The organism is Spirosoma sp. (assembly GCF_048594605.1).
GTDB lineage: Bacteria > Bacteroidota > Bacteroidia > Cytophagales > Spirosomataceae > Spirosoma.
Genome location: NZ_JBMDWV010000324.1, coordinates 1 through 23,574, shown reverse-complemented (window position 1 = coordinate 23,574; position 23,574 = coordinate 1). Strand labels below are relative to the sequence as shown.

Genomic DNA, 23,574 nt, shown 5'->3' with positions numbered 1-23,574 from the left:
AATTTAACGATGAGTGATAAGTGATGAACGATGAGTGTTTTTGTGTCAACTCACTCATCACTTATCATTCATCACTTATCACTTATTATGCAACAACCTGATTCGCTTAACCAGGTCGCGGAGTTCCACCGTACCTTTCATGCTCCTGTTTTAGAAACTCCTCAGATTCCGTCTGACGCGCGCTGTCAATTGCGGGTTGCACTGCTTGCCGAAGAACTGGACGAGCTGCGCGAAGCTATTGCCGAGGGCGATATTGTCGCCGTTGCCGACGCGCTCTGCGATTTACAATACGTATTGTCGGGCGCTGTGCTCGAGTTTGGCTTAGGCAATAAATTCAAAACGTTGTTCGACGAAGTGCAGCGCTCCAATATGAGCAAAGCCTGTTTGACCGTTGCGGAAGCCGAAGCCACCGTAGCCGAGTATCAGGCCAAAGGATTCCCCTGTCATTTTATTGAATCAGACGGTAAATTTCTGGTTTATCGCGATGCTGATCATAAGACGCTCAAGAGCGTCAACTATTCGCCCGCTGATCTGGCATCTATCTTAGCGTAATCCCTTACTTCTACGGTCTTGAAACAGCAACTTGCCCAAATAGCGCTGGTCGTCAGAGATTATGATGAAGCGATTGAGTTTTATACGCAGAAGCTTCACTTCGACCTGATCGAAGATACGCCCTTGAGCGAAGCAAAACGCTGGGTTGTCGTTGCGCCACCCGGATCGGATGGGTGCCGGTTGCTATTAGCGAAAGCCGCAACAGGTGAACAGAAAAGCCGGGTCGGCAATCAAACCGGTGGCCGTGTGTTTTTATTCCTGCATACCGACGATTTTGAGCGGGACTACCAGAATTTGCTCGATCAGAACATTACCATCGTCAGACGGCCAACGGTTGAACCATACGGAACCGTTGCCGTTTTTGAGGATTTGTATGGCAATCTGTGGGATATGATCGAGCCCATACAAAAATGAGCTATCAGGGTAACGTTATGCAAAATTACCAATTTACAGCCGTTGAGCGCTTCCTGCGTTACGTTCAGATCGATACGCAATCGGACCCGCAATCGACGACGAATCCGAGCACGGAGAAACAGAAAAACCTAAGCCGCGTCCTGGTTCAGGAATTGCGCGAGATGGGTGTTACGGATGCTGAACTTGATGACTGGGGCTACGTTTATGCGACCATCCCGGCGAATACCGACAAGGCCAACGTACCGGAGCGCCGGCCGCCGGTAATTTGTTTCTGCTCGCACGTCGATACGTCGCCCGACGTAACGGGAGAAGGCGTAAAGCCGATCATTCATCCGAACTGGAATGGCGCCGATATTACGTTGCCCGATGATCCTTCCCAGGTGATACGTATCACCGATCATCCCGACCTGAAACAACAGATTGGTAACGATATTATTACAGCGAGCGGCACTACGTTGCTCGGAGCGGATAACAAAGCCGGTGTGGCCGAAATTATGGATGCCGCGCACTACTTGTTGACCCACCCGGAAGTCAAACACGGAACAATTCGGCTGCTGTTTACCCCCGATGAAGAAGTGGGGCGCGGCACCGAAAAAGTAGATATTCCGAAATTAGGGGCTGATTTTGGCTATACGATTGACGGCGAAGCACTGGGCACACTAGAAGATGAAACCTTCTCGGCGGATGCGGTCAGAATAACCATTCAGGGCGTCAGTACGCATCCTGGTTTTGCCAAAGGAAAGCTCGAAAATGCGCTGAAAATTGCCGCCGATCTACTCGCTGTTTTACCCAAAGATGCCCTCTCCCCCGAAACAACGGAAGAAAAGGAAGGCTTCGTACATCCAACGCGCATGGAGGGCAATCAGGATCAGGCTGTGCTCGAATTTATCATCCGGGATTTTACCGAAGTTGGTCTTCAGGAAAAGGAAACGTATCTGCATAACGTACTGAATGATGTCCTGAAAAACTATCCCGGTTCGTCAGCGCAGTTTGAGGTGAAGGAGCAGTACCGAAACATGAAAGACGTACTGGACCAGTATCCAGACGTAGTGGATAATGCGCTCGAAGCGATTCGACGGGCCGGTTTAGCGGCCGAACGACGTAGCATTCGGGGCGGTACGGATGGGTCACGATTGTCGTTCATGGGCTTGCCGTGCCCGAATATTTTTGCGGGCGAACATGCGTTCCACTCGCGGCTGGAGTGGGTTTCGGTGCAGGACATGCAGAAGGCCGTTGAAGTGATTGTGAACGTAGCACGGGTCTGGGAAGAGCGTAGTTAGCCATTAGCACAATTCGCCGAACAAACAATCGCTGTGGGAGTTTGAGCTGTAGACATAAACTCGACTTGCATGGAAAGCGAAATTGAACTGGACGAACCAGCCGATATTAGTGGCAATACGCTCAAATCACCCTACGATGTAACACACGATGTTGCCGGATTGAAAACACTTTTTGTCAATGTTTTTTTTATTGGCGAACCCGGTGAAGGTAACCCGTGGGTACTGGTTGATGCGGGGCTGACCGGCTACGCAAACACCATTAAAAAGAAAGCGGACGAATTGTTCGGTAAAGGAGCCAAACCGCAGGCTATTGTGCTGACACACGGACACGCCGACCATACCGGCTCGCTCAAATCCTTGCTGGAGGAGTGGGACGTACCAGTTTACGCGCATAAGCTTGAACTGCCGTATCTACAGGGAAAGTCGAGCTATCCGCCACCCGACCCAGCGATTGGCGGGGGCGGCATGGCGTATATGTCGTGGATTTTCCCGATTGGACCCAGCGATTTTGGCGATCGCATTCAGGCACTGGCCGACGATGGTAAAATTCCTGAATTACCTGACTGGCGCGCGATTCATACGCCCGGCCATGCGCCCGGCCACATATCGTTATTCCGCGATAAAGACCGTACCCTGATTGCAGGCGATGCGTTTGTAACGACCAACCAGAACGCAATTACGGCGGTAGCCACGCAGAAAGAAGAGTTTCATGGACCACCGGCTTACTTTACCTGTGATTGGCAGGCTGCTAAACAGTCGGTGTTGAAATTGAATAACCTGAATCCATTGGCCGCCGGAACGGGGCACGGCGTATCCGTACGAGGTCTTGATCTGGAGCTGGGGTTGAACAAGTTAGCTCATGATTTTGAGGCTCGTTCCATTCCTTCGTCAACCGGCCGCTACGTTAAACAGCCTGCTGTGACAGATGAGAACGGAGTTGTCGATATGCCAGCGCCGATTTCTTTCCACGTAGCGCGTACGCTTGGTTTGGGAGTCATTCTCGGGCTGGTGTCCTACCTTCTTTGGTCAGGTTTTCGGGATGATGAGTAACTTCTGAAAAACATAATAACGCAAAAGCTCCGCCAAATCAGCGGAGCTTTTGCGTTACAGAGATATCCCGTAGGTATACGCTCAAGTGCATTCTGCCGTACTTTTGCAGAAATTGATTGCTGCATGTCTCAGAAAAAGCCAAAATTTTACGTTGTCTGGCAAGGCCGAAAGCCCGGTGTTTACGACAGTTGGGAGGAAGCCAAAGTGCAGACCGACGGCTTTGCCAAACCTTTATTCAAATCTTTCGATACAAAAGCGGCTGCGCTGAAAGCCTTCAAAGAAAAACCACATCTGCATATTGGGCAGGCGCCGAAACTGGCTGGTAAGCAGGGTAAACTAACTGAGCTGGTCGGCTCGCCCGTTCTTGACAGTCTCGTCGTGGATGCAGCCTGGAATACGGCAACGGGCGATATGGAATACCAGGGGATTTATCTGGGCACCAAACAGCGGCTTTTCCTGAAAGGTCCTTATGCCGATGGTACCAACAATATCGGCGAATTTCTGGCGATTGTTCATGCGCTCGCATTTCTCCACCAGAAGGGAAGCAATATTCCTGTGTATTCGGATTCGCGCACGGCCATTGGTTGGGTCAAGAAGAAAAAAGCCAACACGAAGCTCGAAGAAACCGACCGCAACGCCGAACTGTTCGATCTCCTTGATCGGGCCGAAACCTGGCTCCAGACGCACAAATATGCCAATCCTGTCCTGAAATGGGAAACCACCGTCTGGGGCGAAAATCCCGCCGATTTCGGGCGTAAATAAGTCATGTTTCGCTTCAAACAATTTACCATTCAGCAGGACCGCACCGCCATGAAAGTTTGCACAGATGCCTGTGTATTAGGTGCCTATGCGGACGTAGCATCGGAGAACGACACTGGAATGCAACGAATTCTGGATATTGGCACTGGAACGGGTCTGCTGGCACTCATGGCCGCGCAACGTAACGAACAGGCGGTCATTGATGCAGTGGAGATTGATACGTCGGCATTTTTACAGACCGCCGAGAACGTAGCGGCTAGTCCATTTGCGAACCAAATCAACGTAATAAATACGCGAATTCAGGATTTTAGAAGCGACGTTACGTATGACCGAATCCTGACGAACCCACCTTTTTACACGAACCATCTGCGTTCGCCCGATGCTGCCGTCAACCGCGCCCTGCATACCGACGAACTTCCATTTGGCGATTTGATCAACGCCGTTGTCCGATTGATGGAGCCAGAGGGACAATGGTGGGTATTGTTACCACCTTATGAAGCCGGGAAATTAACCGAACTGGCGCGTGTATCTGGTCTGCGGCCAGTGCATCGACTTTCACTACGTCATCATGCTGAGAAACCTTTTTTTCGGATCATTATGAGTTTCTCGTTTAAAAACCTGAGCCTTACCGAGCAATGCCTGACGATTTATGAGCGCGACGGTCGAACATACACAGCAGAATTTCGGGCATTGCTACGTGATTTTTATCTGATATTCTAATTCTCTTCCGACCTTTACAGCTTTAGAATTAATGATGTGCCGAAAACGTTACACAGACGTACTAAATAGCATATCATCAATCAGTACATGGCCGAATTACTGCAATTAAGTATCCTGATTCCGCTCTATAACGAAGATGAATCGTTGCCCGAACTGCACGACTGGATTGTGCGGGTTGTGACGGAGCATGGATTCACGTATGAAATTCTGTTTGTCGACGATGGCAGCACAGACGAATCGTGGAGCGTTATCGAACGGTTAGCGGCTATAAACTCAAACGTACGCGGCATTCGGTTTAACCGGAATTACGGCAAGACAATGGCGCTGCAGACAGGTTTTCAGGCCACGCGTGGTCAGGTGGTCATTACAATGGACGCTGATTTACAGGATAGTCCTGACGAGATACCCGAACTGTATCGGATGATTACGCAGGATAACTACGATCTGGTATCGGGCTGGAAACAGAAACGTTACGATCCCGTCACCAAAACCCTGCCAACGAAACTCTTTAATGCCGTTTCGCGCTGGATATCGGGTGTGCAACTCCACGATTTCAACTGCGGCCTGAAGGCGTACAAACAGAAAGTTGTGAAAGTGATTGCCCCTTCGCTCTACGGCGATATGCACCGAAATCTGCCGATTGTGGCCAACTGGAATGGTTTCCGACGTATCGGTGAGAAAGTGGTGCAGCACCGCGCCCGCAAATATGGTACGACTAAATTTGGTCTGGAACGCTTTGTGAACGGCTTCCTGGACGTACTGGTCATTGGTTTTGTTCATCGGTTCAGTAAGCGGCCGATGCATTTTTTCGGTACGTTCGGTACGTTGTCGTTTTTTGTGGGCTCTGTGCTGGCCATGTGGCTTATTGTCGAAAAACTCATCAATATTTCGCGCGGGGTTAAATACCGAAACGTAACCGATAATCCGCTGTTTTTCTTTGGTTTAGTCGCCATTATTCTCGGAGTTCAGCTGTTTCTGGCGGGTTTTCTCGGGGAAATGCTCGTGCGACAAAATTTAAACCGCTCCGGTGAGCAGCTCGTGGCCGAAAAAGTGGGATTTTTAGAGAAAAGTCTTCCAATACAGCAACCTGTTGCCTAGGTTTGCAACTAATTAGTTAATTAATAAATACAACCAGTTACGAAAAAAAAGAATGAAGAGTAATTTTAAAGCCCATCCCTGGCATGGTATTCCCATCGGAAATTCAGCTCCTGAACAAGTGACCGCGTTTATCGAAATTGTACCAACCGATACAATGAAGTACGAAATCGATAAAACAACGGGATACCTGAAAATCGACCGGCCTCAGCAATATTCGAACGTATTGCCTGCGCTCTATGGCTTTGTTCCGCAAACGTACTGTGGTGAGCAGATTGCCCGGCTAGCTACCGAGAAATCGGGGAAAACGATTGAAAAAGGGGATGGTGACCCACTGGATATCTGCGTGTTGACCGAACGCGAAATTACCCACGGAGATATCATCTTACAGGCTATTCCGATTGGCGGTTTCCGATTGATCGACAAAGGTGAGGCCGACGATAAAATCATTGCCGTACTAAAAGGCGATGCCATGTACGGTCAGTTTACTGAGCTAGGCCAGCTTCCTGAAGCGGTTGTGAAGCGTTTACGTCACTACTTCCTGACATACAAGACCCTGCCCGAAGAGCCCGCTGTTATGGAATTGGCCAGCATTTACGGCCAGCACGAAGCCTGGGAAGTTATTCAGGCATCCATCAATGATTATAAGCTGATGTAGGTTAGCAGAGGGTGAGGAGCAGAGGGAAGGTTCGATTTGGTTAATTCTATGCCCATAACCCCATACCCTTGCCATCTTACCACTCGTCCGCTATTTTCACGCACTTAACACTTTTGTAACCCGGAAGCAGCTTTCCGGGTTATATTTGTATATGGCCTATCAACGAAAGGTCTTTTACTCAATCTGATTACATGCGACAGTTTCTTAAGTTCGTGCTGGCCACCATTGTCGGCCTGATTCTTTTCTCATTTGTTGGCTTTCTGATGTTATTGGGTGTGGGTGCTGCGTTTTCCTCGTCGGATAGTAAGCCCGTTATCAGCGATAATTCTGTATTAAAACTTAATCTGGACGAACCAATCGAGGAACGTAACAGCGAAAATCCATTTGGTGATTTTGGGCCGGTTACCACATCGGGTGACGCCATCGGACTGATCGAACTGAAACAGGCGCTTAAGGAAGCGAAAAAGGACGATAACATCAAAGGAATCTATCTCCAGACTGAAAACCCCGAAGCCGGCTGGGCTTCTCTTGAAGAGGTACGTAATGCCCTGATCGATTTCAAGCAATCAAAGAAATTCGTTTACGCGTACGGTGAGTCGATGAGCGAGAAAGGGTATTACCTGGCGTCGATAGCCGATAAAATCTACCTGAATCCAGCCGGTGAACTAGAATGGAATGGTTTAAATGCTGAATTGTCGTTCTTTAAAGGAACACTAGACAAACTGGGCGTTAAGCCCGAAATATTCCGGGTAGGGGAATTCAAAAGCGCTATTGAGCCCTTCATTCGCGAAAATATGAGCGAACCCAATAAACTTCAGGTGACGTCTTTTCTGAACTCGATTAACGATCATATGCTGGTACGGGTGGCGCAGAGTCGGAATCTGCGTGTCGACTCGCTCAAGCGTTACGCTGATAAGCTGACGATCCAGACACCTGAGGATGCCTTACGTACTAAAATGATAACCGACGTTGGTTACCAGGATGAGCTGGAGGGTATCATTCGGAAACAGTTGGGTGTTGAGGAAAAAAAGAAAATCAACTACGTAACGCTCAGTAAATATGAGAGCTCGGAAAAGACGGACGAGGGTACCGGCTCAAATCGGATTGCTGTGATTGTAGCGTCGGGTGATATTCATTCGGGCAAGAATGGGGATAACAGTATTGGCTCCGAAACGATCGTCGACGAGTTGCGCAAGGCCCGCTTAGACGACAAAGTGAAAGCTATAGTGTTACGTGTTAATTCGGGAGGAGGAAGCGCCCTTGCTTCGGACGTAATGTATCGTGAAGTTGAGCTTGCCAAAAAAGCAAAACCTGTAATCGGATCGATGTCCGACTATGCTGCCTCGGGTGGCTATTACATGCTGATGGGATGCAATAAGATTGTGGCAGAGCCGAATACAATCACAGGTTCCATAGGGGTTTTTGCGTTATTATTCAATACGGAATCCTTCCTGAAAGATAAGCTCGGTGTTACGTTCGACCGTGTGAAAACCAATGAAAATGCTGATTTCCCGGCCAGCACGCATGAAATGACACCCTTTCAGAAACAGGCCATGCAGCGTTCTACGGAACGTATCTACGCTACCTTCACCAGCAAAGCGGCTGCCGGACGTAAACTCCCAGTCGATAATATCCGGGCCATTGCCGGTGGACGGGTCTGGACGGGGAGCCAGGGAAAGGCGCTCGGCCTGGTCGATCAGCTTGGCGGCTTAGACGATGCCATCAAACTGGCGGCCCAATCGGCTAAACTTAAAGAAGGTGACTATAGACTGAAATACCAGCCTCGGAAAAAGCCTTTCTTCGAACAGGTAATGAGTTCATTTTCGAAAGACGAGGAAAGCAAAATTCAAGCCCAGCTCGGCGAATTGGCTCCATATGTGAAGTATCTGAAAAAACTTAAAAACATGGAAGGCATCCAGATGCGAATGCCCTTCGAAATCGAAATAAGGTAAGAAATAGGCTACAGGACGTAGTGCCCAAGTTATCACATAACCTATATCCTGCCTGCACAATTAAGTTAGGTTTGCCAGTAGTTAGACCCGTGCGATTCTTAAACCGTATGGGTCTTTTTTTTATCTTTCGCTACGTAACGTAAGGCCGTTTACATGCAAACGCTCCCCGTACATCTTGATTTATTTGCGTTAATCATTCTGCTGGGCATAGCACAGGGATTGTTCCTCGGCGTTTTTTTTCTTACCCGGCCAAATCTGTCGGGCGAACAAGGACACAACGTAGCGAACCGCTGTCTGGGCTTTTTTATGCTGGCCGTTTCAGCCATCATAACCGAAATATTTCTATGCTACACCAATTACATGTTTCGGGTGTTATGGCTGATTGATTTTACGGAACCGCTCAATTTTACGATTGGGCCTTTGTTTTTCTTTTTCGTATACGCCCGGGTTCACCACAGGCTTCCTCAGAGCTGGGGCTGGCATCTGATCCCTTTCGGCATATGGGCCGTTAACTCGATTACCTGGTTTTATCAGCCTGTTGAATACAAATACAACTCCTATATCCATGCCTATCATCCAGAGCTAAAGTATGTGACTTCACACAATTATATTCCGGATGACTTTACGAACCTTCGCGACTACGTCTCTGAAATAACCTTATTAAGTTGTCTGATTTATGGCATCTGGAGCGCACTGGTAGTATGGCAGGCGTATCGAAAATCTGGTGACAGGTTTGGGGGAAAGTTATCGGTTCAACTCGGACAGCTACGTAACCTGGCGATTTTGAACGTAACGTTTCCGATTTTGATTAGCATTGTAAAGCCGAATTATTACGAAGATCTGGGCGATTACATTCTGGCTTGTTACGTAACCGTACTTATTTATGCGACCAGTTATCTGGTCATGCGAGGCTCTACATTTTTCAATGAAGCCCCTCCGCTTGCGCAGCCATTACCAGCTAGAGTGGATGAACCGCCTACCGAGCCCAGGAAAAAATATGAAAAGTCGTCGTTGTCGGAAGAGCTTGAAAATGCAGTACTATCGAAATTGACGAACCTGATCCGTACGGATAAACCGTATCTGGAGAGTGACCTTTCCTTACCGAAACTGGCCGAACGATTGAATACGTCTCCGCATCATCTTTCGCAGCTGTTAAATGATCGGCTGGGGCAAACCTTTTTTGATTGGCTCGCTACGTATCGAATTGCCGAAGCCAAACTGTTGCTGAACGATCCGGCAATGGCGCACATAAAAATTGATGAAATTGCCGAGCGAGTCGGTTATAATTCTCCATCGGCTTTTCACACCGCCTTTAAGCGACTTACCAATCAGACACCCGCGCAGTATCGGGCTACAGGCCTGGGCGGTACGGCTTTCCGGCAGGGAGCCTAAAGCGGGAGGCTCGACATGCAGAGCCAGGAGAATAAAGGTTGCGCCTTCTTCCCGGTCGGGGAGAACTTCGTATTTATAGGCAAATAGGGCTTTAGCGCTGCACAAGGGGCAGTTTTGGGGGCAAATCAAAAGCACCTGCTCATGAAGTCACTAGTGCGACCTGCGGTATCCAATCCTGTACCTTCTACCCGGACTCCCCGAAGTTCTGATACGAATGCCCAGAATACCCAACCAATTACATCTGCTCAACGACGTTACGATCTCGATTGGCTACGTATCATCGCCATTTTGATATTGGTGTTTTACCATACCGGCATGATTTACGTATCGTGGGGGTTCCACATTAAAAGTGCTGAACACAGTCAACCAATGGAAGAAGTCATGCGCTGGCTGCACCGCTGGCGTATGCCGCTGTTGTTTTTCATCTCGGGGGCGGGGACGTTCTTCGCCTTACGGAGACGGTCGTACGGTTCGTATGCGGGCGAGCGGGTTCGGCGTTTGTTTATACCCCTGGTATTTGGGATGTTCGTTATTGTGCCTCCCCAGATTTATGCAGAGTGGTTATTCAGAGGTCGCTTTTCGGGAAGTTACGGAGAGTTTTACCCGGAAGTCTTTAACTTTCAACCCTATCAGGATGGCGGTACCGGTGGCGCGTTTAGCTGGCATCATCTATGGTTTATAACCTATTTATTTCTGTATTCGCTGATAAGTATTCCCGTGTTTCGCTGGCTGGAAGGCAAATCAGGCCAACGCTTTATGGATCGGATTAGCCGGTTAATTGCCCGTCCAGGTGGTGCGTTATGGCTGGTTGGTTTGTTACTGCTCAACGACGTAGCACTGGGAGGTTTCTTTCCGAACGAAACCCACGCACTAGTGAATGACTGGGCTTATTTTATGAAAAATCTGATCCTGTTCTGGCTGGGATACGTACTGATCAGCCGACGCGATTTCTGGCAAACGATTACCGATCAGCGTCGTTATTTTCTGGTAGCAACTCTGGTCTGTACGGTTATCTTATACAGTTTCCGGCGGTTTGTCAGTGCCGAAACGTTCGATAACTCCCGACTGTTAATAACACTTTTCAGTTTCAATGGACTCGGACTGACATGGTTTTCGGTGTTGACAACCATTGCTTACGGGTACCGCTACCTGAACCGAAATCATCGGTTTCTGCCTCATCTGAACGAAGCGGTATATCCATTCTACATCTTGCACCAGACGGTCATTATCCTGATAGGCTACTACGTACTGACTCAAACAAACCTGGGTGTCTACGATGGTTTCCTGCTTATTAGTTTATCGACATTAACCATTTGTGTGTTTGTGTACACGTTACTAATCCGTCCTTTTAAGCTGACACGCGCACTGTTTGGCCTGAAAGCGTGAATAGGCTGATACGTAATGATTGCCCCAGATGGTCATCGAAAACTGGGAACGCAACCTGGCTACGTATCGTCTCGTCTGAACGCGACGGCTTCAATTTCCACCAGATAGTCGGGATTTGCCAGGCCGGTGACAATAATACTAGAGATAACCGGTGGGTTGCTTAATTTTCTCAGGAAACTCTGGGCGCCTTCAAAACCCTTTCGTAGGTCCTGGCCCTGAACTATGTAAATTGTCAATTTAAACAAATCGTCTAACGTTGCACCGCAGGCTTGTAAAGCCGTTTCAATATTTTTCAAAGCATACTCGGTTTGTAACGTTATGTTTCCCTTCCCGATTATTTCCAGGTCGTTTGTTATGGCATTTTGTCCGCCAATATAAATGGTGCGGCCATTTCCCGTGGTGATGGCTACCTGAGAGAAAGCCGGGTTTTTTAACAATTGGTCTGGATTCAGAAATTCTATGTTTGAGTTCATAGTTTGGAATGTTGTTTAGAACATAACTAGCCAGAAGTATTTTAGCTTTAAATCCAGACTTATTTTCAGCTGCGAAACGGGCTCGTTGTCGACCGCAGGTATTGATGGCATACTACGAGTCATAACGCAAATCACCGGCATTAAACTCAAACGGATTGTTTAGCAACAGTCCTTAAGAACACGGTCATGCACGATTACAAATGTCATCCATACTACCACGAGGATTGATACCAGATTAACAATGGTGAGTATTGAGTAGTAATTTCGCTGGGAACTACCTGATCTGCTGCTAGTTTTTCCTGCGTAGAACTTAGACGCAATTGGAATCATCGCCATAACCTATAACACAACAATTCCTGGATAAAGACCAGTGATTGCGATGCCAACAAGGCTGAGTACGGCTACCGTAAGGGTTAATATCAGCGATATGAACGTAACAACACTAAAGGCTTTTGTTTCCATCTTGGTGATAATTTATACTGCTTCAACGTAGCACTTCGGAGGCTGCCTGTCCGGCAGAAGCACTGCGAATCTAACTGACAGTGTCCCTACGGCTTATTTCTGCCTGGATATCCTTCAGGTTTTTTGAATATCTTGATCCTATTAGAAACGGAAAAATTAGCAAAATAGCAGTAAATAAAAATCCCCCATTATGTGTAGCAGCCCAAATAGCGATGCCAACTACAAGACCGATGCACACAGCAATTATAGTTTTTTGAGATTTCAATTTTTTCTCTTCCGACACTAATTCGTCAAGTGTCATTGCAGAGTAGTTTTTACTTGAAAACATATTAATAATTACGCTAATAAGATTTTGAAACTTTTGGGACGATCCCGGCTCTCACGTTCCACTTATCGACTGGAGCAAGAACAGCCTAAGCAAACTGGCTAGTTAATTAAACTGTGGCTATCGCTCGGAACCCGTCGAAAGCAAAAATAGCTACTGGTTGTCAACTGTAAGTATCACCTGGGCGAGCCGCCTAACGACACAAGGGCTGATGGCTATGCGAATTACTCACCTAAACACACTTACCCGCCAGCTTTTACATCCTTTCTTGGTTGGACTGCGGAGTACGGCCTTTAGGCTTACTGCATGTCGCCCGGCAAGCCGCCCATGCAGAGTGAACCACCAACACTCTTCCCAAAACGGTTTACACCTACAACCAGCATTCAACTGTATATAAAGTTGTGGCCTATAAACCCACAGTCTCGATTGCCCATAAAAGCAAAATAGAGATTGAAATCCGAATACTTAACGACCTGACACAATTTTATAAATACAAGATTGTTTACTGATGTTTCTCTTTTGTCAGCACGAACTTATTGTTAATCTGTTTACTGTTTTTTAGCCTTTAAAATCTAAAATAAAAAAGTTCATCGAGTAAAAATGTTACCTGCTTGTCAATGACGAAAAATGTATCGCCTGAAGCAAACTTCCATCTTAAAAGTGTCGGCTAAAAAAGCTATTTCTGACTCTCTTTACCGAATTTAAAGAGAGTCAGAAATAGCTTTTTTAGCAGCCTCCTTTGTGAGGAATACGTTTATAAATTAGTTTACGATCTCGTTCTACATAGTCGCCCGATACTATTGGATATGAATACTTGGGCGCGTGCGATACGAAATGGCTTCTTATAATTATTGTGTCGTTAACTTTCAGGCTATGCAATTGCTGAAATTCATTAGGCTTTTTCGCGCCAAAACTTAGAATATAATCGTCGCCATCAATCCGGACCATCACTCCAAAACCTAATCGTGAGCCTGGCGGAAGAGAAAGAGAGGTTACAACGGCCTCCATATTGGTAAAATCACGTATATTCTTCCTTATTTTAGCTTCACCGGCAAACACTTTTTTGCCTTCGGCAGACGCTTCCCATTTTTTGTACTTTATACCATCAGGCGTAGCTTCCCATCTTTTCATTACGGCTTTCCTTTCAGCAGCAGAGAGTGGCTTTGAGGTTGATTTTTTAGACGTTTCATTTTTGATTTCGCGATTGGCAAATACGAGCCCGCTTACCACCACCAGCAGTAAGATCGGCACATAAATCACTTTTTTCATGGTTTTATAGGTTTAATTAACAGAGATCTATTTTCTGATAAATCAGATTGGTTTAAGGCATTTTTTTGTATCCTATAAAAGTTGATACAGCAGAAATACGTTAACGGTGTTCAGGCAAATACCTGCAAACAAGCATGTTTAAAAAAGCTCGGTTAAGTTCGGGCGTGTCTAAAAAATTCTTTGAATACTAACCGGCTTTATCGAATACGGTCTTCCAGGAACGCTCGCTACTGAATAAGGTTGATTTTGCATTAGCCTGAACAGAAATAGACTTGCCATCATTGCTCAACTTCCAAACCTCTGTTACGTAAACAAATGCTTGTTTCTGAGCATTTATGTTGGAAGGAGTGGCAAGCATCAGGTATACAATTGAGTTTACAGTCATAGTTTGTCTATCAGCTGACAACTTTACGGTAAATTTCTTTCCTCTTCCCCGGCCATGATTAATTTGGCTTTCTTTACCGTCGAAGGCCAGTTTCTCCTGGCTTGTAGCCAGCGATGCGCCAGGAGCCGGATTTGGTACCCCTATGGTTAGAAAATCTGCCTGCTCTGCTATTTTCATAGTTTTAGAGAGCATACGATCACCCTCGTCATATGTGCAAACAATATTTCCCCCCATACTTATCGACTCTTTGGATTTCCATTCGCCAGAAAAGTTAGCGTGATGAGTGCCATTTTTTTGTTGAGCCTGTACGCCAAAATAAATTACTCCTGTTAACAGAATAATCAGGCAGGAGAATACAGTTTTTTTATTTTTCATTTTTTTGCGTTTTAATATTGATGAAGCAATCATGATTTACCCTACGGGTTTCGGTGAAATCACAATAGTTTTAAAGTTGGTTCAACAAAAATACTTTGATGGTATGCAGATGGAGGAACCTGGATTGTAAATAATAGTGTAAACTTTGTAAATACTATCTTGACATAATGCTTGATAAAAGAAATTTCCTGCCCGTAAAACGTAAGCACATAGGCGGATTATTAATACTATTGTTTGTCTCAATAATCTGCTTGGCTTTCAGCATAACCGGCAATGATGACTTTGACTTTGCCAGAAGGGAAATTTTGCTTCGCCGGATCGGACATGAAACACTCCTCCAGTCGGGCGACAGTATATCACGGGTACTTCCAGTAAAAAAGATCGCCAAAAATGAATACCAGATCAGTTTTGAGAATGCGTTTACTTTTCAACCCGAATCTCTGGTGAATACTACTCAGCGTTTGTTAGCCAAAGACCCGCTCGCAAATGATTACGTTGTTAACGTACTGAACTGTGCCAATGCCAGTGTAGCCTATGGATATGCTATATCAAAAAATAAAAAAGATGATATTGTAGCCTGTATAGGAAGAAGGCAACCCAAAGCGTGTTACATTATTACTATTAAATTCAAACCGACAGGAATAATTACAGCACAGAATGGATATCTTCTGGGCAGCCTGACAGTTTTAGCAATTGTTGGGTATATTTTTTTTAGATCTGTTAAGTCGCGGAGGGCCTTAGTTGACAGTCAGCATACGGGTACATTCACTTTAGGGTCAATGTCGTTCGACGCGGAGACTCGTAAGCTCATGATACATGGAAAGACCATAGACTTAACCAGAACTGAAACCCGTGTACTACGCATTTTCGCGTTGTCTCCTAACGAGGCTATAGAGCGAAGCCGGCTACAAAAAGAGATATGGGAGGATGAAGGTGTTATCGTAGGCCGCAGTCTGGATATGTTCATTTCAAAACTTAGAAAAAAACTGGAAATTGATCCGAACATCAAGATTGTTGTCATACGCGGCAAAGGATATAAGCTTGAAGTTAGCGCTTGGGAAAATCCTTCCGCTCCGAACTGATGCATTAAAATTCACTGGGCATTTGTAAAGCTCTGTAGTGAGCTAGTAATGTGGTATCATTAACAGAACATCTTTCCTAAAGTCTCCTGAAAGGAATTTTGCTTTTTCCAAAAGCTGGTACGTGGTCGTTCACTGTCCGTTTAGTTATCTTTTATTATTGAGCAAGTTTACCGCAAAAAGTGAGTACTGTTGTCGATGCCAAAAACTGTTGCCTTAGTTAAAGTTCACCAAACAAAAAATGTGAATTTAGGCGGCCGATTGCCGCACTTACTGTTGCATGAGGCCCGCAAAAACACTTTACTTTTGGTTGTCCACCCAATCTCCATCAGGGTTGATGGATGATGACACTACGTCCCCGAACACACGTACTTTCAACCTCAACACCCTCGTCTGGTTGGACTCTCAATCTGCCTTCGGGACGTGCGTCCTGTCGACGGAAGGTTGATATGTTGCACCGCTCAATGTTACCTTATTTATTTGTATCTTGTCACTACGTTTTTCTGTCTGTCATTAAGAAGTTGATTACCAATCGAATTAGCCAAGAACAATTTCAAACGATCTTTTTAGAAATCACAAAGAAAGACCTGCCAAGTTTAAATAAAAAGTTGTGGTCCTTCGACTGGAAAAAAGAAATTAAATTGACCGATCGAGTTGGTTATAAACTAACCACCCAAGAAAACCCAGCTGTCATTCAAGGCTTGATTAGCTGGTCTGACTTAGGTGACCATATTTTTATTAACATAATTGAATCGGCTCCCTTTAACCGGGGCAAAGAGCGTTTGTATCAGGGGGTAGCAGGTAATTTATTTGCCATTGCCTGTCAGGAGTCGTTCACGAGAGGGTATGATGGTTTTATTGTATTTGAGTCTAAAACAAAATTGATCAATCATTATCGGGACTTATTAGGGGCACAACGCCTTGGAAGTTCAATCCGAATGTTTGTTGATTCACAGGCGGCTGCCCATTTAATAAAACTGTACTTATGAAACCGAAAAACCCAAAGTTGATTGACGAAATAGACGTAGAAGTTGTCAATCGTCAACCAACCGTTGATGAGCGTCGTGAGATTAGCGCGTTCATTCGCTCCTACAAAGCGAAAACCAAAAGGTCGCCTGCTATTTCAGCCCGTTCCAGCAAAGCATAGTGTTTTAGTAGGGAGTCGGTTGTCGCAACACAATTGCCAAACTGACATAATAGTCTACCCAACCGGGACGCTTCTCATGTCGCACACAACCCCAAAAGCGACCCAAGCTAGGCCCGTCTTTTGTCAACCGAAGCGGGCTAACGAACCAAAACCGCTCTGTCGCGGGGCAATTGCCCTGTCGCACGAAGCCCAACCTCTATTGTTTTTCTGCTGTTACGTCCACCCAACGCCAACGGGTGTTGATAGTGGATGACGCTACGTGCCTCAACACGACCAACTTCCAACCTTTACACACCCGTTTGGTTGGGCTGAATGCCTGACCTACCGGCGTGCTGCCTGTCGCCCGACAAGCCGCCCACGCAGAGCGTATTTTGCAACAAATTAGTTGTTTTTAGCCTCTTTTAAACAACTCAAGCAGCACTCTAAACCAAATTTCTCTAACGTTTTATTATCAAATCTTTTATCATTTATATCGTATGTCCACTTGATATGGTCTAGAATAAGAGTAATTATTCCATTCGTTAACTCTTTGGAAAGTTGAAACTTATATTTCAATTTTTCCATTCCATAATTCTCAATGAATACGCTTGAGAACAATTCTGAAATTTTAGCTTTTATTTCGTCATCAGTCTTTGTTAAAAGGTGTTTAAACTTAGCCATTGTTTTGGTTACTCTGCATGGAAAGTTTCTCTGCCAATCGTATTTGAGTTTGTTTAATTCCCTTTTGTTCTTTTCAGAATCGTATGAATGGGCTACTGTTCTAATTGTAGAATTTGGTTGCTCGATTACAAGCAGATTAGAATTATCCTCAATCGGATTAATGCCATATTTTTTAGGATACTTGGTATTGAACAAAGCGATAATCGTGTTTTTGTCAATTTCTTTACTTCTAAACCTGTCGCCAAATTTATTAGAATTAAACCACTCTCTGTATTCCTGTACAGCCGCGTCTCCGATACTTTTAATTTCATCAGGTATATTGAAATCTAAATAATCCTTTGTTATGAGTTTGCAGGATGGAGACAAATGATATTTCATTTTTCCTCCCTTATTGAAAACATAACTCTTTGTATCTTCTTTTTCAGGAACTTCATTATAATATTCTATTGCAAAAGTTTCTTCATCTTCTAAAAGCATCTTGTATTTGAACAGATATTCTACTTCACGCTTGTTCAGAATAGAATATATTTCTGGATCATTATAGATATGTTGTAAAAACATCTCTAAGGACACGTCAACATTAATCTCTAATTTCTGACTCAGTTGACTGAGATTGTATTTTGTCAAAAATGCCATAACGTGATAGTTCTTTCAACTTGCCCAACCGGGGCGGTTGCCCTGTCGCACACAACTCGGAAATGCAAACCTCAACTTGCCTAACCAGGGCGTTTGTCTTGTCGACCGAAACCCGCCGAACGAGCAAAAGGCCGCACCTCTGGGACGTGCGGCCTGTCGACCGAAACGCCGAAATGGAAGCTAATTTATGGACCCGCACCCAACGCCCGAAAGGGCTGATGGTGAACGAGTTAGTTGCCTGAACGCGAGATGCTTGCGACCTTTGCACCCTTTCTTGGTTGGGCTGCAAACCGTCCTGCGGGACGTGCGTCCTGTCGACGGAAAGCTACCCCGCGCGAAGCGAACAACGACTCACTTCCCATTTGGCTACGAAATCGGTTTGCTTTCAATTAGATATGTTTTTCTCGAATCAATTCGATTAATAAACTTATCTATTTCGTGAAGTGATTTAAAGTCACTTTTCAAGGAGTCTTCCAGTTGTAATCTAAATTCAGAAATAATTTCTTTGTGCTTTACACCTAATCGGATTAGCTGTAAGTCTATGTCTTTATTCGGATTTAGTTGATTCGTAAAATTCTCAAGTAAGAAAATGTTGAGCTCAGTTAATATTCTACTTGTTTTTTCTCCTATCCAAAAAGAATTGCCTACAGCAGCAGCAATAACCAAAAAATTACTGGTATAAAACTCGTGCCCAGTTGAAAACATTCGATGGGCAACCTGTCCATCCTCGTGTTGTACTATAATTCTGAGCTGTTCGCAAATAGATACTATCACCTCATAACCTTGTATCCTCTTCTCGATCAATTTTTTGTAGTATTCATTTTTGTAGTTGTTACGCTGAATACGCCAGTTTATCCACGAAGTCAAAGCTGCACTCAGAAATGAACTTGTAAGTACTGTCAATAAGATACTGCTTGTATTCATTTGCTTTACAATTGTCTCATGTCAACCGGAACTCGCCCAACGAGCAAAAAACCTGCCCGCTGCGGCCTGCAACCTGTTGCCCGAGACATGCCAAGAGAGTAAGGTCTGAAAAACTGATATTATTTATGTTATGTCACAGGATGCTTGTAGATGCCGGTATCCTTAAGTTTACCAAAATATTTTTCATATTGTGAAATGGCGTAACTGTCCATCATTCCTCCAATATAGTCAATTACCGTCCTTTCCCAATCATCTGTATCTCTATACTCTGCTGGTAGTAAAACTAGATCTTTATTAAAAGTATTGTCCATGTAGACAGTATACAGATTCGTTAGAACATGCTTACCTATTAATTCATATTCAATAATTTCGGGATTTCTTTTTATAGCTGTAAATGTCAAACTTTTGAGACCTCGAGCTAGATTGCTTAGTTCTTTATATCCTAACTCAGAACCAGAAGGGCCTTCTACAAGGTCGACATCCATAATTAAAGAATTGACTATTATTGAAGTTAGTTCTTTTCGAAATAGTATTGAATATTCTTCGGATGATTTGTAAGCTGTAGAATTATTAGCAAAATCTCTAGCTTGCTTCACAATAGAGGCAAATTTTTCGTATACATTTTTATATTTACTAACTTGAAACTCATAAAGTAATTCTCCAATCGAAAAATATTTATTTTTCAGTGAGTCTTCAAGATCGTGTGCTGCGTAAGCAATTTCATCTGCAATATCCATTACTTCACAATCAATAGTTCGCATATTAATATTGTGTTCTTTAACCCAATTTGATACAGTTTCAAAATCCTTATCGTACAAGAATTTCTTTGGGTTTTCTTGTTGATTGTGAAAATACTTAACAACGCCCAATAAAGTCCTAATTGTTAAGTTTAAACCGTTGTAATCGTAGTGTTTTTCTTCAAGGTGAGTCAAAACTCTGAACGTTTGAGCATTTCCTTCGTATGAGGATGTACTAGAACAGCTACTAAGAAATTTTTCTCCAGCGTGTCCGAAAGGTGGATTTCCTGTATCATGCGCCATGGAGCAAGTTTGTACGGTAAGTATGTCTTTTAGTCCTATCTTTTTTGCAAGGCTTCTTGCAATTTGGGACACCTCTAAACTGTGTGTAAGCCTGTTTCTATAAAATGAATTTTCTCGAGGAATAAATAACTGCATTTTACCCTGTAATCGTCTGCAAGCGGAAGAATATAGAACGCGAGCATAATCAATATCTGCATCATTTCTAAAATACATATCTCTGGTTTGACTAGTAGTGTATGCCCTTTGGGTAGCTACATTTATCATTTGTTGCTCTTTCCATTCTACATAATCTTTTAACTCCATAATGGTAATCGAATTTGAGATTAACTGCTTTGCGTTTAAACAAGTGTAATTATAAGAATAGAAAGCTTGTGTTGATAGCAGATGTTAATAGTGTCAACCGAAGCGGCCTAACGAGCTAAAAGCAACCTTGTCACTACGTTTCTCATGTCGACTGAAACCGGCAAATGAGCCGAGACCGCCCTGTCACGGGACGCGCTGACTGTCACACAAGAGACCGCAAACACGCTTTTCAGCTTGTTGCTCCACCCAACGACCATGAGGGATGATGGATGATAACGCTACGGCCCTGAACAACCACAACTTCCAACCTTTACACCCTCATTTGGTTGGGCTGCAAAGTATCCTCCGTGACGAGCATCCTGTCAACGGGAAGCTGCCCCACGCGAAGCAATAGTGCATACAATGGCTGAAGCCAGCTTAAATGTTTGTGCTCTGTGTCTGAATATTTCTCTCTTTCGGATTAGGTCCATATTGATTAGGTCTTTGTTCACCTTCTGCAAACAGTAACCAAAAGAAATAAAATGGAATGAGCTGATACCAACCGCTATTGCCTCTGTCGTGGCATCTTTTAGCACCTTGCGCCCAGAAAAACCAAATTAATGGAATGTAAGCGAGTCCAATGATTGCAGCACCTTCATCTGCTTGTAGAATAGCGTTAATAATCGTTGCTGGAATAGCATAAATGATTGCACTTATACCGTATTCAGTTCTTCTTATACGGCCTTCAAATGAAAAAGGGTTTTTGAACATAATAGTGAGGATTTGTTAGTTAATTCCTGTTAAGCTCTACCGCGAAAAGTTTATCTGACGTCTGTTATTGTAAAACTATTTACCGTTTTATTAAGCAGAGGCTTCCAAGTAGCTTCATCTTCTTGTCTATATGAAGTGATTATAGAGTGCATTCGGTCGTTATTTTGAAAACGATATGTATTAACAACTACGAAAGGTCTGTCAGCTAGCTGCCGTAAATATGAAATTTTTAGAGCAGTTCGCCCATTCACTTTCGTGATGGCAATTCCATACCAACTTATGAGTTTCAAATTTGTACCCTGAAAACCTTGTTGAATTTTTTTTTTGAATTCTGCACTTAGAGCATTTAATTCAGCGGGAGTCGCTGTAAAAGACGTGGTAAGCTTTTCATAGTCTCCAGCATTGCCTATTGTAGTTTCAACTATTACTCTCGCGTAAGTTGAAAAACCTGATTGTTCAAAATTATTTAATCCCTTCTGCTGAAATACAACTCTGTTATCAGCAACCTCATAATCAAACTTCTTAGCCATGCTATTCTGATAGGATTCAGACATTTTTTTGTAGTTGCCAGACTGAATTTCCATCATCGCTGGCACCGAAATGTAACCGACATTCAGAAGCCTATAATCTCTAAACAAATCTGTCTGAGAGAAGCATGGATAGTGAAAAACTACATACAGAATAAATAAAATTCTCGCTTGTTGCATCTTCTTGGATAACTCTCATAAGTATGATAATCACTTTAACCGAAAGCCAAGTTTGCTTACTGAAGCGGAGCCAAGTCTGCCATCAGCCTTTAGCCTATTTTGCCTTTGAAATTCTTTGACCCCTCTAATTGTATTCTCATCAAAAATACCATCGACTCGGCCTATTTCATACCCTAAACCATTTAAGGATTCTTCCAAAGTCATTCTGTCTTGATAACTATATCTATCATGGTAGCTAATAGCATTCTGTACGGCTATCAACTGATTATAGTATCTGTCATAAGAACTTAAATCCGAAGAATAATTGTAGCTCCTGAGACTTCTTTCCAATTCACGATTGGATTTTTCTGCATCCTCTAAAAGCTTTTTATTCATTTTTTCAAAGTCGTAATCATTAAAACTCGATGTAGAAGGGAGGGAGTTATAAAATGAACTACTTGTGTTTGGCGAAGAATATGTTGAAGACCCAGATGGTGACGAATATGTAGGAGACTCGTAAGTTGAACTGTTATTTCTATTCGTAGAATTTCTATTATAATAATTTCTAAGATACGTATCAGGGTCTCCTGTAGCTACCTTTCCTGTGTATGGATTTGTATTTCCAGGATAACTCCAGTTGTTGTAAGGATTTCCGTCTGGATTAGAACGGTAATGAGGTTGCACATAAGTTCCGTTACTTCTATAATAGCCTCTGACATGAACTTGTGCGATGAGTTCAATCACTGAGAGTAATAAAAGTAAGAGTAAGGATATCTTTTTCATGTTTATGTATTTTTTAATGGTTCAATCTGTCAAAAATCAATCTATCCTAAGTGGGGCGTTTGCCCTATCGAACGCAAACCGCATAAGTTGCCAAAGTCCGTAATATTCAACTAACGATTACATACATCTATCGGCGAAGATGTAAAAAGGTAAGTGGTATCGAATAAAATTTTTTCAGTGTCCAGTCAGCTAACATCGGCGGTTATGTTATCACACGAACGCTAGCGCCTGCCCTGAGCGTTAGTGCTGTCGCAGGAAGCCCAGAAATGGAAACTTTAAATTGTCCACACGGGGCGTTTACTCTGTCGCAAACCCGCCCGATATGAGCGCCTAAACCGCCCTGTCGCGGGACGTACCCACTGTCGCACGAAGTCCACAAACACGCTCTTTTTTAACAGCTTCTGGCGGTTCACCCAACACCCACGGAGGTTGATGGTGGGCGAAAGGCCACCTGAACGAACGTCCTCTGACCTTTACACCCCCGTTTAGTTGGGCTGCACAGCGTACTTCTGCGGCCCGCTTCCTGTCACACGAGACCCACCCACGCGAAGCGGACAAAACGCACAAATCCGCTTCAAGACCAGCGCGAAGCCTGACGATACGTTTTTCAAGCTCACCGACCGACGCTTATCCTGTCGCACGCTACGTACCCAACTCGCTTTGAGCTTCCATTTGGGGCGTTTCTCGTGTCGCAGGCAACCTAAAAAAGCCACCTAACTAAGGCGTACGTTTTGTCGACCGAAGCCGCCCAACAAGCCAAAAAGTTCGCCTGTCGAGCTGGGCGACTTGTCAACCGAAAGCTGGCAAACACACCTTTTCTGCTTGTTGTGTCCACCCAACGCCCGCGAGGGCTGATGGCCCACAGACCACTGCAAAAACAAACGTAACGCCCTGCTTTTACACCCCTGTTTGGTTGGGCTGCCGCATGGGCCTATCCGAGTGTTTCCTGTCAGAGGTAAGTGGGACCTACAGTACTAAACAAAAGGGCACAATCCGCAAAAGGCCAAAGTATGTCAAAC

At 44.5% G+C, this 23,574-nt stretch carries 26 protein-coding genes; 15 read left to right on the top strand and 11 right to left on the bottom strand.

Features of this window, described 5'->3' with window-relative positions:
* Nucleotides 1-87: 87 nt before the first annotated feature.
* The 11 genes from ACOJS8_RS19680 (at nucleotide 88) to ACOJS8_RS19630 (ending at nucleotide 11,258) form a co-directional block, all read left to right on the top strand.
* Nucleotides 88-552: a hypothetical protein gene (locus ACOJS8_RS19680; RefSeq protein WP_420150258.1), complete on the top strand. Its 465-nt coding sequence runs from the start codon at nucleotides 88-90 to the stop codon at nucleotides 550-552.
* An 18-nt stretch (nucleotides 553-570) separates the two neighbouring features.
* Nucleotides 571-966: a VOC family protein gene (locus ACOJS8_RS19675; protein WP_420150257.1), complete on the top strand. Its 396-nt coding sequence runs from the start codon at nucleotides 571-573 to the stop codon at nucleotides 964-966.
* Between the two features lie 17 nt (nucleotides 967-983).
* Nucleotides 984-2,246 (top strand): peptidase T, encoded by a 1,263-nt coding sequence (gene pepT / locus ACOJS8_RS19670; RefSeq protein WP_420150256.1) that lies wholly within the window; start codon nucleotides 984-986, stop codon nucleotides 2,244-2,246.
* A 69-nt stretch (nucleotides 2,247-2,315) separates the two neighbouring features.
* Nucleotides 2,316-3,296 carry an MBL fold metallo-hydrolase gene (locus ACOJS8_RS19665; RefSeq protein WP_420150255.1) on the top strand — a complete coding sequence of 327 codons (981 nt, stop codon included), beginning with the start codon at nucleotides 2,316-2,318 and terminating at the stop codon, nucleotides 3,294-3,296.
* Between the two features lie 123 nt (nucleotides 3,297-3,419).
* Nucleotides 3,420-4,058, top strand: a complete 639-nt coding sequence (locus ACOJS8_RS19660) for a viroplasmin family protein (protein ID WP_420150254.1) — start codon at nucleotides 3,420-3,422, stop codon at nucleotides 4,056-4,058.
* A gap of 3 nt (nucleotides 4,059-4,061) precedes the next feature.
* A complete protein-coding gene (locus tag ACOJS8_RS19655) occupies nucleotides 4,062-4,775 on the top strand; it encodes a tRNA1(Val) (adenine(37)-N6)-methyltransferase (protein WP_420150253.1) in 714 nt (237 codons plus the stop codon).
* A gap of 87 nt (nucleotides 4,776-4,862) precedes the next feature.
* Nucleotides 4,863-5,873 (top strand): glycosyltransferase family 2 protein, encoded by a 1,011-nt coding sequence (locus ACOJS8_RS19650; protein WP_420150252.1) that lies wholly within the window; start codon nucleotides 4,863-4,865, stop codon nucleotides 5,871-5,873.
* 52 nt (nucleotides 5,874-5,925) lie between these two features.
* Nucleotides 5,926-6,528, top strand: a complete 603-nt coding sequence (locus ACOJS8_RS19645) for an inorganic pyrophosphatase (RefSeq protein ID WP_420150251.1) — start codon at nucleotides 5,926-5,928, stop codon at nucleotides 6,526-6,528.
* Between the two features lie 191 nt (nucleotides 6,529-6,719).
* Nucleotides 6,720-8,480 (top strand): signal peptide peptidase SppA, encoded by a 1,761-nt coding sequence (gene sppA / locus ACOJS8_RS19640; RefSeq protein WP_420150250.1) that lies wholly within the window; start codon nucleotides 6,720-6,722, stop codon nucleotides 8,478-8,480.
* Nucleotides 8,481-8,633: 153 nt separating this feature from the next.
* Nucleotides 8,634-9,872, top strand: coding sequence for a helix-turn-helix transcriptional regulator (locus tag ACOJS8_RS19635; RefSeq protein ID WP_420150249.1), 1,239 nt, complete (start codon nucleotides 8,634-8,636; stop codon nucleotides 9,870-9,872).
* Nucleotides 9,873-10,013: 141 nt separating this feature from the next.
* Nucleotides 10,014-11,258, top strand: coding sequence for an acyltransferase family protein (locus ACOJS8_RS19630; RefSeq protein WP_420150248.1), 1,245 nt, complete (start codon nucleotides 10,014-10,016; stop codon nucleotides 11,256-11,258).
* Nucleotides 11,259-11,317: 59 nt separating this feature from the next.
* Here ACOJS8_RS19630 and ACOJS8_RS19625 read toward each other — a convergent pair whose 3' ends face one another.
* From ACOJS8_RS19625 to ACOJS8_RS19610, 4 genes are all read right to left on the bottom strand, one after another.
* Entirely contained in the window at nucleotides 11,318-11,731 is a 414-nt protein-coding gene (locus ACOJS8_RS19625; RefSeq protein WP_420150247.1) for a RidA family protein, read from the bottom strand.
* A gap of 532 nt (nucleotides 11,732-12,263) precedes the next feature.
* The gene (locus ACOJS8_RS19620) at nucleotides 12,264-12,494 is read right to left on the bottom strand and encodes a hypothetical protein (RefSeq protein WP_420150246.1); all 231 of its coding nucleotides are present in this window, start codon (nucleotides 12,492-12,494) and stop codon (nucleotides 12,264-12,266) included.
* Nucleotides 12,495-13,244: 750 nt separating this feature from the next.
* Nucleotides 13,245-13,787 (bottom strand): hypothetical protein, encoded by a 543-nt coding sequence (locus tag ACOJS8_RS19615; RefSeq protein ID WP_420150245.1) that lies wholly within the window; start codon nucleotides 13,785-13,787, stop codon nucleotides 13,245-13,247.
* 187 nt (nucleotides 13,788-13,974) lie between these two features.
* On the bottom strand, nucleotides 13,975-14,580 hold the full coding sequence (locus tag ACOJS8_RS19610; RefSeq protein WP_420150244.1) for a hypothetical protein: 606 nt from the start codon (nucleotides 14,578-14,580) through the stop codon (nucleotides 13,975-13,977).
* A 134-nt stretch (nucleotides 14,581-14,714) separates the two neighbouring features.
* On the opposite strand from ACOJS8_RS19610, the gene ACOJS8_RS19605 reads away from it, so the two are divergent.
* The 3 genes from ACOJS8_RS19605 to ACOJS8_RS19595 all read left to right on the top strand — a co-directional run bounded on the left by ACOJS8_RS19605 (nucleotide 14,715) and on the right by ACOJS8_RS19595 (nucleotide 16,773).
* Nucleotides 14,715-15,629 (top strand): winged helix-turn-helix domain-containing protein, encoded by a 915-nt coding sequence (locus ACOJS8_RS19605; RefSeq protein ID WP_420150243.1) that lies wholly within the window; start codon nucleotides 14,715-14,717, stop codon nucleotides 15,627-15,629.
* Nucleotides 15,630-16,147: 518 nt separating this feature from the next.
* On the top strand, nucleotides 16,148-16,615 hold the full coding sequence (locus ACOJS8_RS19600; protein WP_420150242.1) for a hypothetical protein: 468 nt from the start codon (nucleotides 16,148-16,150) through the stop codon (nucleotides 16,613-16,615).
* Nucleotides 16,612-16,773: a hypothetical protein gene (locus tag ACOJS8_RS19595; RefSeq protein WP_420150241.1), complete on the top strand. Its 162-nt coding sequence runs from the start codon at nucleotides 16,612-16,614 to the stop codon at nucleotides 16,771-16,773. Before ACOJS8_RS19600 ends, ACOJS8_RS19595 begins: the two co-directional genes overlap by 4 nt.
* 381 nt (nucleotides 16,774-17,154) lie before the next feature.
* Here ACOJS8_RS19595 and ACOJS8_RS19590 read toward each other — a convergent pair whose 3' ends face one another.
* Nucleotides 17,155-18,069 carry a hypothetical protein gene (locus tag ACOJS8_RS19590; RefSeq protein WP_420150240.1) on the bottom strand — a complete coding sequence of 305 codons (915 nt, stop codon included), beginning with the start codon at nucleotides 18,067-18,069 and terminating at the stop codon, nucleotides 17,155-17,157.
* Nucleotides 18,070-18,131: 62 nt separating this feature from the next.
* Here ACOJS8_RS19590 and ACOJS8_RS19585 point away from each other — a divergent pair, with 62 nt between their 5' ends.
* A complete protein-coding gene (locus ACOJS8_RS19585; protein ID WP_420150239.1) occupies nucleotides 18,132-18,311 on the top strand; it encodes a hypothetical protein in 180 nt (59 codons plus the stop codon).
* Nucleotides 18,312-18,435: 124 nt separating this feature from the next.
* On the opposite strand, the gene ACOJS8_RS19580 is transcribed toward ACOJS8_RS19585, so the two are convergent.
* From ACOJS8_RS19580 to ACOJS8_RS19555, 6 genes are all read right to left on the bottom strand, one after another.
* Complete coding sequence (locus ACOJS8_RS19580; RefSeq protein WP_420150238.1) at nucleotides 18,436-18,993, bottom strand: hypothetical protein; 558 nt, start codon at nucleotides 18,991-18,993, stop codon at nucleotides 18,436-18,438.
* 128 nt (nucleotides 18,994-19,121) lie between these two features.
* The gene (locus ACOJS8_RS19575) at nucleotides 19,122-20,336 is read right to left on the bottom strand and encodes a deoxyguanosinetriphosphate triphosphohydrolase family protein (RefSeq protein WP_420150237.1); all 1,215 of its coding nucleotides are present in this window, start codon (nucleotides 20,334-20,336) and stop codon (nucleotides 19,122-19,124) included.
* Between the two features lie 417 nt (nucleotides 20,337-20,753).
* Nucleotides 20,754-21,086 (bottom strand): DUF805 domain-containing protein, encoded by a 333-nt coding sequence (locus ACOJS8_RS19570; protein WP_420150236.1) that lies wholly within the window; start codon nucleotides 21,084-21,086, stop codon nucleotides 20,754-20,756.
* A 50-nt stretch (nucleotides 21,087-21,136) separates the two neighbouring features.
* The gene (locus ACOJS8_RS19565; RefSeq protein ID WP_420150235.1) at nucleotides 21,137-21,616 is read right to left on the bottom strand and encodes a hypothetical protein; all 480 of its coding nucleotides are present in this window, start codon (nucleotides 21,614-21,616) and stop codon (nucleotides 21,137-21,139) included.
* A gap of 207 nt (nucleotides 21,617-21,823) precedes the next feature.
* Complete coding sequence (locus ACOJS8_RS19560; RefSeq protein WP_420150234.1) at nucleotides 21,824-22,555, bottom strand: peptidoglycan-binding domain-containing protein; 732 nt, start codon at nucleotides 22,553-22,555, stop codon at nucleotides 21,824-21,826.
* Between the two features lie 485 nt (nucleotides 22,556-23,040).
* A complete protein-coding gene (locus tag ACOJS8_RS19555; protein ID WP_420150233.1) occupies nucleotides 23,041-23,268 on the bottom strand; it encodes a hypothetical protein in 228 nt (75 codons plus the stop codon).
* Between the last annotated feature and the right edge of the window lie 306 nt (nucleotides 23,269-23,574).